We start from the raw sequence: 14,070 nt of genomic DNA, 5'->3' as shown, positions 1-14,070 counted from the left end.
TCTTTTATGGAGGACGCATCGTGGCCCTGACTCAACACCCGGACTATTTTCACATTGGCGCAGACCGTGAACTGCAGCACGCTCTGCAGGCTTTCTGGAAACAGGATCAGGGTGTTACGACCACGGGCGCCGAATTGCGCACCTGGTTGATGGCGCGTTACCCGCAGCAGGTGCCACACCTGAAACGCGACCAGCGTTTTCAGCCCGATTGGGCGTCGTTGCTGGCGAGCGTCGCTGAAGCAGGCGAGCAAGGCCGCAAACCTGCATTGATCGGTCCTCTGACACTGCTCTGGCTAAGTGACGTTCAGGGTGACGAGGTAGATCGCCTCGACCTGCTGGAGCATCTGCTGCCGGTGTATGGCGAGATCTTCGGGCGTCTGGCTGCGCGCGGTGTCGAGTGGATTCAGATCGACGAACCGATCCTCGCGCTCGACCTGCCGCTGGCATGGAGCAACGCCTTCGAACGTGCCTATCACATTCTTCAGTATTCGCCGTTGAAGAAGCTCATCGGCCTCTATCACGGTGACCTGCGGCCCAACCTGGGTGTCGCGGCCTTGCTGCCGGTTGCAGGGTTGCATCTGGACAGCGTGACCGAACCGGAGCTGCTGGCCCCGGTGTTTGATCGTCTGCCCGTTTACAAGGTTCTGTCTCTGGGCGAGTGCGATACGCATTCGAACTGGCATCAGGAATCGTTGCTCGAAGCGCGCGCCCGTTTTGGGGAAAACCTGATGGTGGCGGATCAGGTCGCTGCGTAATGTAATACCCGATTAACGACCGCTCAGCGCCATTCATCAAACTGTCACGCAAGTGTGGCAGCGCGCTTGGAAAAACATCATCAGACTCGCGGCCTACTGGGGTTCTGTTTTTTGGTGTTTTTCATGCGGGTTTTAATTTTTCTGGCCGCGCTTCTGTGCGGCTTGCCGTCTTTTGCGGCCGATCGTTGTGATACCGATGTTCCTGTACAGATGGCCAACCTCAAGGATGTGCGGATTGCCTACCAGAGTATTGGCAGCGAGTCCGACCCTGCCTTGCTGTTGGTGATGGGGCTGGGTGGGCAGTTGATTCACTGGCCGGACGAGGTCGTGGTCGCGTTGTGTCAGCAAGGCTATCGGGTGATTCGTTACGACAATCGCGATGTGGGTCTGTCTTCGTGGGTGCAACAGCCAGCGGATGCCAATCTGACGTTCGAAGTGCTGCGTTACAAACTTGGCCTGCCTGTCTCGGCACCCTATTCGTTGACTGATATGGCCGACGATGCGCTGGGTCTGATGGATGCATTGCAGATTCGCCAGTTTCACGTGTTGGGCGCGAGCATGGGCGGCATGATCGCTCAGCATCTGGCCGATCTGGCGCCGTCGCGGGTCGAAAGCCTGACGCTGATCATGACCAGTTCCGGTGCGCAGGGTTTGCCTATGCCCAGTACCGCGCTGATGCAACTGTTGGCGCGGCGCGGCGCGCCCAATCGGGAAGTGGCGATCGAGCAACAGGCCGATCTGCTTGCCGCGCTGGGCAGCCCGCAGGTCAAGGACGATCGCCAGCAATTGCTGCATCAGGCGGCTGTTTCCTATGACCGGGCGTTCAATCCCGAAGGTGTGAAACGCCAGATCATGGCGATTCTGGCCGAGCCCAGCCGCGTGGAACTGCTGAACCGTCTGCGTCTGCCGGTACTGGTGGTTCACGGCACGGCTGACCCGCTGCTGCCGGTCATGCATGGTGTGCATGTGGCCGCGCACATTCAGGGCAGCCAGCTGCGCCTGATTCCGGGGCTGGCGCACCGTTTTCAGGAGGCCTTCAAGGCCCCGTTGCTCGGTGCAGTGCTGCCGTACCTGAAGGCCCAGCATGAAGACGGACGCAACCTGGCTCAGTTGTAAGCCGGCCCGGTTGTCAGGCATGGGCAGAGGTGTATCGTGTGACCTTTGCTTACCGAAAAGGGCCGACATGACAACTGCACTGAAGATCGACTTCATCTCCGATGTTTCCTGCCCCTGGTGCGTCATTGGTCTGCGCGCGCTGGATCAGGCGCTGGAGGCACTGGGGGATGAGGTGCAAGCGCACATTCACTTCCAGCCTTTCGAGCTGAACCCGAACATGCCTGCCGAAGGGCAGGACATCAAAGAACACATCGCCGAAAAGTACGGCTCCACGCCGGAACAGATCGAAGGTATTCACGAAACCATCCGTGAACGCGGTGCTGAACTCGGCTTCACCTTTGCCAGCGGCGAGCGGCGTATCTACAACACGTTCGATGCCCATCGCCTGCTGCACTGGGCCGAACAGCAAGGCAAGCAGCACGCGTTGAAGCAGGCGCTGTTCGAGGCGTATTTCAGCGACCTGAAAGACCCGTCCGATCACCAGACTCTGGCAGCTGTGGCGCAGAAGGTCGGCCTGGACCGTCTGCGTGCTCAGGCCATCCTGGGCAGTGACGAATACACCGCCGAGGTTCGCGAGGCCGAGCAGCTCTGGACGTCTCGCGGTATCACCTCCGTGCCGACCATGGTCTTCAACGACCAGTATGCCGTCTCGGGCGGTCAGCCGGTCGAGGTATTCGTCAGCGCGATTCGCCAGATTGTCGGTGAATCGCAGTAACGTGCTGCCTGTGCAGGATAGGACGCAGAGCGTCCGGAAAGGCATGCCCAAGCGGAGCATGGGCACGATAGGTGTCTTGCGCACGCCTATCGTTCCTCGCGCTCCGGCGTAGGGGCGTGAACGCCTATCGTTCCTCACGCTCCAGCGTGGGAATGCAGTGGGTGACGCTCTGCGTCACAGATCTGCGCTACGCCGCATGCTCCAGATCGGGCGCAGTGCTCAAAGCCCGTATTTCTTGACCTTGTCGAACAGTGTGGTCTTGGCCATGCCCAGTTCCTGACTGGCCTGGCTGAGGTTGCCGCCGCTGCGTTGCAAGGCGTCGCCGAGCAATGAGCGTTCGAAGGCTTCGACCGCTTCGGCAAACCCCAGACTCTGGTTTTCACTGACCGTGCCTGACTGCTTGAACGCTGGCAGACCCAGGGCAAACCGCTCGGCCACGTTGCGCAGTTCGCGTACATTGCCCGGCCAGTCATGGCTCATCAGGTTCGAGCTGGTTTGCCGATCCAGCACGGGCGGTTCGCGGTCGAAGCGTAACGACGACAACTGCAGGAAGTGTTCGAACAACTGCAGAATGTCTTCGCGGCGCTCACGCAAGGGTGGCAGTTCAAGCGTGACGACGTTGAGGCGGTAATACAGATCGCTGCGGAACTGATTGGTTTTGCCCAAGGCATTCAAATCGGATTTGGTCGCCGCTATGACCCGGCAATCCACGGCGACGCTCTGGTTGGAACCCAGCCGCTCGAGGGTTCGCTCCTGCAGGACGCGCAGCAGCTTGATCTGCAGATTGACCGGCATGCTTTCCACTTCATCGAGAAACAGCGTGCCGTTGTGCGCGTGTTCGATCTTGCCGATGCGCCGCTTGCCCGCGCCGGTAAAGGCGTTGGCTTCATGGCCGAAGATTTCCGACTCGAACAGGCTTTCCGCCAGCCCGCCACAGTTGAGCGCCACGAACTGGCTGTCCTTGCGCCGACTGAAATCGTGCAGGCAGCGCGCGACCAGTTCCTTGCCCGTGCCGGTTTCACCTTCGATCAGTACGTTGGCCGAGGTGTCGGCGACGTTGGCAATCAACGCACGCAGGTTTTGCATGGCCGGGGAGCGGCCGATGATCCGGCCTTCCAGCGAATCGCGTTCGGCCAGTTGCTTGCGCAAGGCCCACACTTCACGGGCCAGGCCGCGTTGCTCCAGTGCGCGCCGGGTGACGTCGACCAGACGCTCAGGCGAAAAGGGTTTCTCCATGAAATCGTAAGCGCCATCGCGCATTGCGTTGACGGCCATGGTGATGTCGCCATGGCCGGTGATGAGCACCACCGGCAGGCTGCTGTCACGTGCCTTGAGACGGCTCAGCAACTCCAGCCCGTCGATACCCGGCAAGCGAATATCGCTGATGACGATACCGGCGAAGTTGTCATCAATACGTTTCAAGGCCTCTTCGGCGCTCGAAACGCCCTCGCTGGCGATGTCTTCCAGCGCGAGGGCCTGCTGGCAGCCGAGCAATACATGCGGATCGTCTTCGACGATCAGGACGGTCAGGTCGCTGTTTATGCTCATGGGTGTCGTCTCATGTCGGGCTGTCCGGGTGGCGGGCATCGGGGATGAACGGCAGGCTCAGGACAAACGTCGTACCGCCGTCCTGCGGATGCTCTGCGCTCAGGCTGCCCCCGGCTGCGGCGGCAAGGCTCGCCGACAGTGTCAGGCCCAGGCCCAGGCCTTGTTCGCCCGGTTTGGTGGTGAAAAAAGGTTCAAACAGATGCTTGCGCGCGTCGGCATCGACGCCGTGCCCGTTATCACGTACCCGCAGACGGTATCGGCCGTCGATAACCGATCCGGTGAGCCATAACTCCGGTTGCTGCAGGTCGAACATGGCGTCCAGTGCGTTGCCGATCAGGTTGACCAGAATCTGTTCCAGGCGGGTCTGGTCGATGGTCAGGGTGGCGTCGACGAAGTCTCGATGCAGCGTCAGACCGGACTGCTCCACGCGCACGCCCAGCAATTGCATCGCCGCATCGACAGCCTTGCTCAGTTGCGCCTGGCCCTGATCGTCGCCGCGTCTGGCGAATGCGCGCAGGCTGGCGGTGATGCGGCCCATGCGATCGACCAGATCATTGATGGTACGCAGGTTGGTGCTCGCGGTGTCCAGCGCACCTCGTTCCAGAAAGCGCACGGTGTTGCCGGACAAGGTGCGCAGTGCGGCCAGAGGCTGGTTCAGTTCATGCGCGATGCTGGTCGACATCTGGCCGATGGCTGCCAGCTTTCCGGCCTGTACCAGCTCGTCCTGCGCCTTGCGCAAGGTGTCTTCAGCCTGCCTTCGTTCACGAATCTGCGCCTTGAGGCGTTCGTTGCTGGCCCGCAGGTGTTCGGTACGTTCGGCGATCTTGCGTTCCAGCTCGTTGTTGGCAGCCTGCAGCGCTTCCCTGGCCGCAAGCCGGGTCGAGATGACCTTGCGCCGCTCGTTCCAGGCGATCAGCAGAAAGGTCACCAGCGCGCAAGCCACGGCGACCAGCATGCCCTGATTGGCCGCTTCACGGCGCAGATTCTCCAGCGGGGTAAGCAGTGTCAGGTGCCAGGCGGTGTCACTCAGCGGGCGGCTCTGGGCCAGATAACTGACCTTTTTGTGTTCGCGGTCGACACTGATGTTGGCGGGGAAAACCAGTGTCTCGACGCCCTCGGACAAGGTTTCCCGTTCCAGTGGCACCAGTTCGTTGAGCGGCCACCAGTAATATTGCAGGCTGCGAGCCAGGCGCTCCTTGACCTCAGCCGTGAGCGGGCGCACTGATTTCAGACGCCGGGCCGGGTCGCTGGAGAGGATGATGATGCCATTCTCGTCGCTGACAAACGCCTCCAGCCGTGCCCGCTGCCAGCGTTCTTCGAGTGCTTCGAGGCGCACCTTGATCACCGCAACGCCGATAATGCGGCCTTTGTCTTCCAGCCCGTGCGCCAGGTAATAGCCCGACTCTCCGGTGGTGGTGCCGATGCCGTAAAAGCGCCCGGGCAGGCCGCGCACCGCGTCCTGAAAGTAGGCACGGAAAGACAGGTCTTCACCCTGATAACTGTCAGCGTCACGCCAGTTGCTGGTGGCCAGCACGCGTCCGGTGGTATCCATTACATAAATGGCGCGGCTGCGACTGCGTCGATTCAGCCCTTCGAGGTAGCGGTTGACCTGCTGCTGAAGCTCGGGTCCCGGTTCGTTCAGCAACTGCGACACGCTGGATTCGAGCTCCAGCACGCTGGGCAGGTAGGTGTATTTGCTGATTTCGCTCTCGACCGTGCGCGCGTGCAGCTCGAGCTGGCGTTCGCCGGTTTCGCGCAGGCTCTTGATGCCGCTGTGTTCACTGACCAGATAGGCGATATAGCCCAGCCCGATCATCAGCATGAGAATCAGCGGCGGCAGAAACAGTTGACGGATCAGACGGGGTTTCACGGCGAGTGATGGCGGGGCGGCGCGATAAAGAGTGGGGTCGCATTTCATCACAGTCGTCCTGGACCGAACAGCTGCCCGCTGATAGGCGGACAGCCGTCAAGCTATTGCCTAGTGCTGAAGAATCTTGGCGAGGAATTGCTGGGCGCGTTCCGAGCGTGCGCTCACGTCACCGAAAAACTCTTCCTTGGCGCAGTCTTCGACGATCTGCCCCTTGTCCATGAAAATCACCCGGTTGGCGACTTTGCGCGCGAAGCCCATTTCGTGGGTCACGCACATCATGGTCATGCCTTCCTGGGCCAGTTGCACCATCACGTCGAGCACTTCATTGACCATTTCCGGGTCAAGTGCGGACGTGGGCTCGTCGAACAGCATGACCACCGGGTCCATCGCCAGCGCGCGCGCGATGGCGACACGCTGTTGCTGCCCACCGGAAAGCTGGCCGGGATGCTTGTGCGCATGCTCGGAAAGACCGACGCGGTCCAGCAGCTTCAGACCCTTCTCGGTGGCTTCGGCCTTGCTGCGGCCCAGTACCTTGATCTGCGCGATGGTCAGGTTTTCGACAATGCTCAGGTGCGGAAACAGTTCGAAGTGCTGAAACACCATGCCGACCCGCGAGCGCAGTTTCGGCTGGTTGGTCTTCGAGTCGGAGATCGATGTGCCGTCGACGACGATCTCGCCTTTCTGAAACGGCTCCAGCGCGTTCACGCATTTGATCAGGGTCGATTTGCCGGAGCCGGACGGGCCGCACACCACCACCACTTCACCCTTGCTGACCTCGGTGCTGCAATCGGTCAGTACCTGGAAGTCCCCATACCACTTGTTGACGTTTTTGATGGAAATCATACGGCAAACCTTTTTTGCAGACGCTTCACCAGCAGCGAGGCGGCAAAGCTGATCGTGAAATACACCAGACCGGCAATGATCAGGAACTCGTTGGCGCGCCCGATGATGTCGCCACTTGAGCGCGATGCGTTGAGAAAATCGACGAGGCCGACGGTGTACACCAGGGAGGTGTCCTGAAACAGAATGATGCTCTGTTGCAGCAGCAGCGGGGTCATCTTGCGAAACGCCTGGGGCAGGATGATCAGTCGCATCATTTGCGAGTAGTTCATGCCCAGCGCCTGAGCGGCGCCCATTTGTCCCTTGGAGATCGACTGCACACCGGCACGGACGATTTCGCAGAAGTACGCTGCTTCGAACATCATGAAGGCCACGACGCAGGAGGCGAACGCACCGATGGGCGTGTCCTCACCGGTAATCCAGCGCAGCACGAACGGCACGGCCAGATAGAACCAGGTGATCACCAGCAGCAGCGGGATCGAACGAAAGTAGTTCACGTAGGCGCCGGCCACATTGGCCAGCAGCTTGTTCGACGACAGGCGCATCAGCGCCAGCAGCGTGCCAAGCACCAGGCCGCCGACGACACCCATCGCCATCAGCTTGAGGGTCATGACCATGCCGTTCCACAGACCGGGAATGGCCGGAACGATTCCAGTGAAGTCCATTTATTTGCCCCCCAGTGAGATGAGTCCCGGTACGGCGACTTTCTTCTCGATCGCACGCATCAGCAGCATCAGGCTCATGTTCAGCGTGAAGTAGATGAGCGTCGCGAGGGTGAAGGCCTCGAACAGGTTGGCAGAGAACTCGGCGGTCTGTTTGGTCTGTGCGAGCAACTCCATCAGGCCGATCAGCGACGCTACCGATGAGTTCTTGAACACGTTCAGGAATTCGGAGGTGAGCGGCGGAATGATGATCCGGTAAGCCTGCGGCAACAGCACGTTCCAGTAGATCTGTGGCAGCTTGAAGCCCATGGCGCGTGCGGCCGATTCCTGGCCCTTCGGCAGTGCTTCAATGCCGGTACGCACCTGTTCGCAGACCCGTGCAGCGGTGAACAGGCCAAGGCAGACCACTACGCTGAGGAACGCGGAGGTGGTCGGGTTCAGGTCTTGCTTGTACCACTCCTGCAGGTTTTCCGGCAGCAGGTCGGGCACCAGGAAGTACCAGATGAACAGCTGCACCAGCAGTGGCACATTACGGAAGATTTCCACGTATACCGCGGCGATACCTGACACCAGACGGTTTGGCACGGTGCGCATGACGCCCAGCACCGAGCCCAGTATCAGGGCAATGATCCAGGCAACTACAGCAATGGCGATGGTCCAGCCCAGCCCGGAGATGAACCAGTCCAGATAGGTCTCGCTGCCGACGCCGGTGGACTTGAAGAATACGCCCCAGTCCCAGTTGTAATTCATCAGGGTCTCCCCCTCTTTTTATTGCTATCGAAATGCACGCACTGTCGTCAGTCAGGAGTGACGAGGCGATCCCGGCCAGGCAGTGCCCGCCCGGGATACCGTCAGTTCGGACTGGCCGAACCGGTCCTTCAGGCTTTTTTGTCGTCAGCCGCTTTGTCGGTCGGGTTCTGAATCAGCTCCTTGAGCTTGTCGCTCATCGGGAAATTCAGGTTCAGCCCTTTAGGCGGGACTTTCGACATGAACCACTTGCTGTAGATGGCATTGATTTCGCCAGACTTGTAGGTGGCGACAATGGCGTCATCCACGGCCTTCTTGAACGGGGCGTCACCCTTGCGAACCATGCAGCCGTATATTTCGTAGGATTGTGCAGTGCCGGTCACTGCCCAGTCGTCCGGCTTCTTGGCCTTGGCCATTTCGCCTGCCAGCAGCGCGTCGTCCATCATGAACGCGACGGCACGGCCGGACTCGAGCATCTGGAAGGATTCACCGTGGTCTTTGGCGGAGATCACGTTCATGCCCATCTGCTTGTCAGCGTTCATCGCCTTGAGGATGCGCTCGGAAGTAGTGCCGGCCGTGGTGACGACGTTCTTGCCTTTCAGGTCATCGAAATCCTTGTAGCTGGAGTCCTTTTTCGACAGCAGGCGTGTGCCGACTTCAAAGATGCCGATGGAGAAATCGACCTGTTGCTGACGCTCGACATTGTTGGTGGTCGAGCCACATTCCACATCGACGGTGCCGTTCTGAACCAGCGGGATACGGGTCTGCGAAGTCACCAAGTTGTACTTGACCTTGAGGTCAGGCATGTCGAGGTCTTTCTTGATGGCTTCGACGATTTTCAGCTGGATGTCATGGGAGTAGCCCACAGGTACGCCCGAAGCATCCGCTATGTAGGAAAACGGAATGGAGGCGTCACGATGGCCCAGCGTGATGGTGCCGGATTCCTTGATCTTCTTCAGAGTGCCGGTGAGTTCGGCGGCGAAAACCGGCGTGCTGATCAGAGCGGCAGTGATTGCTGCGCCCAACAGGTGGGGAACGATGCGCATGGGTGAGTCCTTGATTTCATTTTTTATTGATGGGGCCGCCATCAGAGTCGGCCCGCTTCTTGGCGAATGCTTCAACGGCGTCCACATCCAGACACACGCCCTTGTCGAAACGCTCGGTTCAGAATGTAGAGCATGAGTCGTGCCAAGCTTTTTTAAGAAGTCAACATGCTGAATTTAAAGGGATTTCTTTATATTGGCTTTGGTGTTACGGATCAATGCGTCCGGGAAGCCGAATAAGGCGGGGTCGATTGTTCGGAAAACCGAATGGAAGGGGTTGTGCAGGAAGAGGGCAGCAAGTATAGAAGCCTGTTCACCGCGCGATGGGTGAACAGGTTGCAGGCGGATGATCAGGCCGCTTCGAAAGAGGCTTTGTTGCGCACCACTGTTTCCAGGTAGCTGCTCACGGCAGCCTGTTCTTCAGGCGTCGTGAACAGACCGAGCTTGGTGCGGCGCCACAGGATGTCTTCGATGCTGGTGGCCCATTCCTGGTCGCACAGGTAATCGACCTCGCGGGTATACAGGCCCGCCCCCAAATGCTGACCAAGGTCTTCCAGGCTTTGCGCACCCTCCAGCAAGCGCCAGCTGCGGCTGCCGTAAGTGATCGACCAGCGTTTGGCGATAGGGGCTGGCAGCCAGCTGCAGCGGCGGGTCATTTCTGTTGCCAGCGCTTCGGCGGTGGTCATGTCTTCGCCACCCGGCAGGGCAGCCTTGGCCGTCCAGCTCGGTTTCATCTGTTTGAAGAACGGTGCCAACTGCGCCATCGCCGACTCGGCCAGTTTGCGGTAGGTGGTCAACTTGCCGCCGAACACCGACAGAATCGGCGCTTCGTCAGCGCCGCCTGACAACGAAAGCGTGTAATCACGGGTGATGGCAGACGGATTATCGGACTCGTCGTTGCACAGCGGGCGCACGCCAGAGAACGTGTGGAGCACGTCTGCGCGACTCAACTGTTTCTTGAAGTGGTCATTGGCCACTTTCAGTACGTAATCCATCTCGCCTTCAGTGATATCCACCTTGTTCGGATCGCCCTGATACTCACGGTCGGTGGTGCCGACGATAGTGAAGTGCTCCAGGTACGGAATCGTGAACACGATGCGCTTGTCTTCGTTCTGCAGAATGAACGCGTGCTCACCTTCGTACAGTTTCGGCACGATCAGGTGGCTGCCCTGAATCAGGCGGATGCCGTAAGCCGAGTCGAGCTTGAGGTCTTCACGGATGAACTTGGCCACCCACGGGCCTGCCGCATTGACCAATGCCTTGGCATGGATCGAAAACAGGCTGCCGTCGCTGCGCTCCAGATGCAGATGCCACATGCCCTTGATACGGCGGGCGCTGACACAGCGGGTCTGAGTATGAATGTGCGCACCGTTTTCACGAGCGGACATGGCGTTGAGCACGACCAGACGCGCGTCGTCGACCCAGCAGTCGGAATATTCGAAACCGCGGGTGATGCTCGGGTTGAGCGGGCTGTCCGCACCGAAATGAATGGTTCGCGATGCCGGCAGCTTTTCACGCTTGCCGAGGTTGTCATACAGGAACATCCCGGCGCGAATCATCCAGGCCGGACGCAGGTGCGGGCGATGAGGCAGCACAAAGCGCATTGGCTTGACGATGTGCGGTGCTTTGGAAAGCAGCACTTCGCGTTCTGCCAGGGCTTCACGCACTAGGCGGAACTCGTAGTGCTCCAGATAGCGCAGGCCGCCATGGATCAGCTTGCTGCTGGCCGAAGACGTGTGGCTGGCCAGGTCGTCCTTTTCGCACAGAAAAACCGAAAGGCCGCGACCGGCGGCATCCGCTGCAATGCCGACACCGTTGATGCCACCGCCAATAACGGCAATGTCGTAAACCTCTGAGAGGGGCGGGGTTGGCACGTTGGTGTGGGGCATTGGTGGCCTCCTGGACAATTCGTGAGCAGTGCTCGAAAGGCGAATCTGAACATTAATGTTCATTTCCGAAAATCATAGCTCAATAAAATGACCGTTGCCAGCACGTATCGATTGAAAATACTGATGATGAAACAAAGAAAAGAACAAATGTGAACATTGTAGGGCGGGAATTAGCACAGGGAGGATCGGTGCACAGTCGGCACGGAACTGCTCTGCGTCACAGCTCTGAGCTGCCCCGCCGAAACAGGAGAGGACGCAGAGCGTCCGGAACGGCATACCCACGCGGAGCATGGGCACGATGGTGTTCTTCAGGACATCTATCGTTCCTCACGCTCCAGCGTGGGAATGCCTTGGGTGCCGCTCCGCGTCACAGATGCGCGCTGCGCCATACATACACAAGTCTTGTGGGAGCGAGCTTGCTCGCGAAGAGGCCGGTACAGACTCCAGAAAATGGGGCGCTCGATGCACCGTCTTCATGAGCACTGCGGACCGCCGCGCGAACACCGCTCGCGCCTGACAATCACACCACTTCCAGACGAATCTTGTGCTGGGTCAGCAGTTGCTGCAGTGCGGGCACCGGTGGCTGGTCGGTGACCAGGCAATCGATGAGGGTAATCGGCCCCAAGCGGACCATGGCGTTGCGTCCGAACTTGCTGGAATCAGCCGCCAGCAGCACTTTGCGAGCGTTGGCGATGATCGCCTGGGACACCCGAACTTCCTGGTAATCGAAATCCAGCAGGCTGCCGTCTTCGTCGATGCCACTGATGCCCACCAGGGCGAAGTCCACTTTGAACTGGGTGATGAAGTCGATGCTGCCCTGGCCCACAACGCCGCCGTCACGTCGCACATTGCCGCCTGCTATCAGCACCTCGAAATCATCCTTGGTGCTGAGGATCGACGCCACATGCAGGTTATTGGTGATGATCTTCAGGTTGTTGTGGTTGAGCAACGCACGTGCGATGGATTCGGTGGTGGTACCGATATTGATGAACAACGAGGCGTTGTCCGGGATCTGCGCGGCGATGGCCTCGGCGATCCGTTGTTTTTCGTCGCGCATCTGGTCCGCACGCATGGCGTAGGCGGTATTTTCGATGCTGGAGTCATAGGCCGCGCCGCCGTGGTAGCGGCGCAACAGGTTCATTTCCGCCAATTGATTGATATCACGGCGAATGGTTTGTGGGGTCACGACGAACAGCGTCGCCATCTCCTCGATGCTGACATAGCCACGGTCACGGACCAGTTCGAGGATCTGTTGTTGGCGGGGAGGCAGGTTCATTGTTTTTCCTTGGGCGCCCTCTACAAATGGCGCCCATCATGCCGCAGGAAAGTACAACCTGTCAGCCGGAATCCTGCTCCCCTCCTTACAACAGCGCTGTCACTCTTCGTTTTCGTGCGGTTCCCAGTCGCGAGTACGCGCGACTGCTTTCTGCCAGCCTGCGTAAAGTTTTTCGCGATGCGCTTCTTCACACGATGGCTCGAACACACGCTCGATCACGGCCTTGTTGCGCAACTCGTCCAGGCTGCTCCAGAAACCGATCGCCAGACCGGCCAGGAAGGCGGCACCCAGTGCCGTGGTTTCACGCATTTGCGGGCGCTCGACGTGGGTGCCGAGGATGTCTGCCTGGAACTGCATCAGGAAGTTGTTGGCCACGGCACCACCGTCCACACGCAGCGACTTGAGGCGTTCGCCGGAGTCCTGCTGCATGGCATCGAGCACGTCGCGGGTTTGATAGGCGATGGATTCCAGCGCTGCACGAATGATGTGATCGACTTTCACGCCACGGGTCAGACCGAACAATGCGCCTCGTGCGTAGGGGTCCCAATAAGGTGCGCCCAGACCCGTGAACGCCGGCACCAGGTACACGCCGTTGCTGTCCTTGACCTTGCCGGCGAAGTATTCGGTGTCCAGCGCGTCGTTGATGAGCTTGAGTTCGTCGCGCAGCCACTGCACCGTCGAGCCACCGTTGAAGACCGCGCCTTCCAGCGCATAGGCCACTTCGCCACGCGGGCCGCAGCCGATAGTGGTGAGCATGCCGTGCGCCGATTTCACGGCTTTCTTGCCGGTGTTCATCAGCAGGAAGCAGCCAGTGCCATAGGTGTTCTTGGCCTGCCCGGGTTCGACACACATCTGGCCGAACAACGCCGCCTGCTGGTCGCCTGCGATACCGGCGATCGGGATGCCGCTCTTGCTGTGGCCGTAAACTTCGGAGGAGGCTTTGACCTCCGGCAGCATCTCGCGCGGGATATCCAGCACGTCGAGCATGCGCTGATCCCATTCCAGCGTATGGATGTTGAACAGCATGGTCCGCGAGGCATTGGTGTAGTCGGTGACGTGAACCTTGCCGCCGGTGAATTTCCAGATCAGCCAGGTATCGATGGTGCCGAACATCAGCTCGCCTTTGCGGGCGCGCTCACGGCTGCCTTCGACGTTGTCCAGGATCCACTTGACCTTGGAGCCGGAGAAGTACGGGTCAATCACCAGGCCTGTGGTGTCCTTGATGTACTCCTCAAGGCCATCGCGCTTGAGCTGCTGGCAGATCTCGGTGCTGCGGCGGCACTGCCAGACGATGGCGTTGTAGATCGGGCGGCCGGTGTCGCGTTCCCAGATGACGGTCGTTTCACGCTGATTGGTGATACCGATCGCGGCGATCTGGTTGTGGTGCAGATCGGCCTGCGCCAGCGCCTTGGTCATGCACGCGGTCTGAGTGGCGAAGATTTCCATCGGGTCGTGTTCGACCCAGCCTGCCTGCGGGTAATGCTGAACGAATTCGCTTTGGGCAGTGCTCACCACGTTGGCGTCGCGGTCGAAGATGATCGCGCGCGAGCTGGTGGTGCCCTGGTCAAGAGCAATGATGTAGTTCTTGTTCTGTGTGTCAGTCATGTCG

At 59.7% G+C, this 14,070-nt stretch carries 12 protein-coding genes; 3 read left to right on the top strand and 9 right to left on the bottom strand.

What is annotated here, in order from left to right; all coding sequences use genetic code 11:
* The first annotated feature begins 20 nt into the window (after window positions 1-20).
* The 3 genes from KUIN1_RS20335 to KUIN1_RS20325 all read left to right on the top strand — a co-directional run bounded on the left by KUIN1_RS20335 (window position 21) and on the right by KUIN1_RS20325 (window position 2,586).
* Complete coding sequence (locus KUIN1_RS20335) at window positions 21-755, top strand: 5-methyltetrahydropteroyltriglutamate--homocysteine methyltransferase (RefSeq protein ID WP_003405407.1); 735 nt, start codon at window positions 21-23, stop codon at window positions 753-755.
* 123 nt (window positions 756-878) lie between these two features.
* Window positions 879-1,871: an alpha/beta fold hydrolase gene (locus tag KUIN1_RS20330; RefSeq protein WP_011268732.1), complete on the top strand. Its 993-nt coding sequence runs from the start codon at window positions 879-881 to the stop codon at window positions 1,869-1,871.
* A 67-nt stretch (window positions 1,872-1,938) separates the two neighbouring features.
* Window positions 1,939-2,586, top strand: coding sequence for a DsbA family oxidoreductase (locus tag KUIN1_RS20325; RefSeq protein ID WP_011268731.1), 648 nt, complete (start codon window positions 1,939-1,941; stop codon window positions 2,584-2,586).
* Between the two features lie 219 nt (window positions 2,587-2,805).
* Here KUIN1_RS20325 and KUIN1_RS20315 read toward each other — a convergent pair whose 3' ends face one another.
* The 9 genes from KUIN1_RS20315 to glpK all read right to left on the bottom strand — a co-directional run bounded on the left by KUIN1_RS20315 (window position 2,806) and on the right by glpK (window position 14,066).
* The gene (locus KUIN1_RS20315) at window positions 2,806-4,134 is read right to left on the bottom strand and encodes a sigma-54-dependent transcriptional regulator (protein WP_011268730.1); all 1,329 of its coding nucleotides are present in this window, start codon (window positions 4,132-4,134) and stop codon (window positions 2,806-2,808) included.
* A gap of 10 nt (window positions 4,135-4,144) precedes the next feature.
* Window positions 4,145-6,052, bottom strand: coding sequence for a sensor histidine kinase (locus tag KUIN1_RS20310; RefSeq protein WP_011268729.1), 1,908 nt, complete (start codon window positions 6,050-6,052; stop codon window positions 4,145-4,147).
* 60 nt (window positions 6,053-6,112) lie between these two features.
* A complete protein-coding gene (locus KUIN1_RS20305) occupies window positions 6,113-6,847 on the bottom strand; it encodes an amino acid ABC transporter ATP-binding protein (RefSeq protein ID WP_116886914.1) in 735 nt (244 codons plus the stop codon).
* Window positions 6,844-7,509, bottom strand: a complete 666-nt coding sequence (locus KUIN1_RS20300; RefSeq protein ID WP_002554865.1) for an amino acid ABC transporter permease — start codon at window positions 7,507-7,509, stop codon at window positions 6,844-6,846. Before KUIN1_RS20300 ends, KUIN1_RS20305 begins: the two co-directional genes overlap by 4 nt.
* Entirely contained in the window at window positions 7,510-8,256 is a 747-nt protein-coding gene (locus KUIN1_RS20295) for an amino acid ABC transporter permease (RefSeq protein WP_011268727.1), read from the bottom strand.
* Between the two features lie 128 nt (window positions 8,257-8,384).
* Window positions 8,385-9,299, bottom strand: a complete 915-nt coding sequence (locus tag KUIN1_RS20290; protein ID WP_103378879.1) for a glutamate/aspartate ABC transporter substrate-binding protein — start codon at window positions 9,297-9,299, stop codon at window positions 8,385-8,387.
* 347 nt (window positions 9,300-9,646) lie between these two features.
* Window positions 9,647-11,185: a glycerol-3-phosphate dehydrogenase gene (gene glpD / locus KUIN1_RS20285; protein ID WP_152092232.1), complete on the bottom strand. Its 1,539-nt coding sequence runs from the start codon at window positions 11,183-11,185 to the stop codon at window positions 9,647-9,649.
* A gap of 520 nt (window positions 11,186-11,705) precedes the next feature.
* Window positions 11,706-12,461: a DeoR/GlpR family transcriptional regulator gene (locus tag KUIN1_RS20275; protein WP_011169330.1), complete on the bottom strand. Its 756-nt coding sequence runs from the start codon at window positions 12,459-12,461 to the stop codon at window positions 11,706-11,708.
* Between the two features lie 99 nt (window positions 12,462-12,560).
* Window positions 12,561-14,066: a glycerol kinase GlpK gene (gene glpK / locus KUIN1_RS20270; RefSeq protein ID WP_003405430.1), complete on the bottom strand. Its 1,506-nt coding sequence runs from the start codon at window positions 14,064-14,066 to the stop codon at window positions 12,561-12,563.
* Window positions 14,067-14,070 lie beyond the last annotated feature (4 nt).

The sequence above is a fragment of the Pseudomonas sp. KUIN-1 genome (assembly GCF_009176725.1).
Classification (GTDB): domain Bacteria; phylum Pseudomonadota; class Gammaproteobacteria; order Pseudomonadales; family Pseudomonadaceae; genus Aquipseudomonas; species Aquipseudomonas fragariae.
Note: the sequence above shows the minus strand (reverse complement) of the source record. Positions and strands in the feature narration are given on the sequence as shown.

Bases quoted from the DNA above. Each gene is read 5' to 3' on its own strand.
- KUIN1_RS20330 (WP_011268732.1), top strand. From the start codon at position 879: ATGCGGGTTTTAATTTTTCTGGCCGCGCTTCTGTGCGGCTTGCCGTCT.
- KUIN1_RS20325 (WP_011268731.1), top strand. From the start codon at position 1,939: ATGACAACTGCACTGAAGATCGACTTCATCTCCGATGTTTCCTGCCCC.
- KUIN1_RS20315 (WP_011268730.1), bottom strand. From the start codon at position 4,134: ATGAGCATAAACAGCGACCTGACCGTCCTGATCGTCGAAGACGATCCG.
- KUIN1_RS20310 (WP_011268729.1), bottom strand. From the start codon at position 6,052: ATGAAATGCGACCCCACTCTTTATCGCGCCGCCCCGCCATCACTCGCC.
- KUIN1_RS20305 (WP_116886914.1), bottom strand. From the start codon at position 6,847: ATGATTTCCATCAAAAACGTCAACAAGTGGTATGGGGACTTCCAGGTA.
- KUIN1_RS20300 (WP_002554865.1), bottom strand. From the start codon at position 7,509: ATGGACTTCACTGGAATCGTTCCGGCCATTCCCGGTCTGTGGAACGGC.
- KUIN1_RS20295 (WP_011268727.1), bottom strand. From the start codon at position 8,256: ATGAATTACAACTGGGACTGGGGCGTATTCTTCAAGTCCACCGGCGTC.
- KUIN1_RS20290 (WP_103378879.1), bottom strand. From the start codon at position 9,299: ATGCGCATCGTTCCCCACCTGTTGGGCGCAGCAATCACTGCCGCTCTG.
- glpD (WP_152092232.1), bottom strand. From the start codon at position 11,185: ATGCCCCACACCAACGTGCCAACCCCGCCCCTCTCAGAGGTTTACGAC.
- KUIN1_RS20275 (WP_011169330.1), bottom strand. From the start codon at position 12,461: ATGAACCTGCCTCCCCGCCAACAACAGATCCTCGAACTGGTCCGTGAC.
- glpK (WP_003405430.1), bottom strand. From the start codon at position 14,066: ATGACTGACACACAGAACAAGAACTACATCATTGCTCTTGACCAGGGC.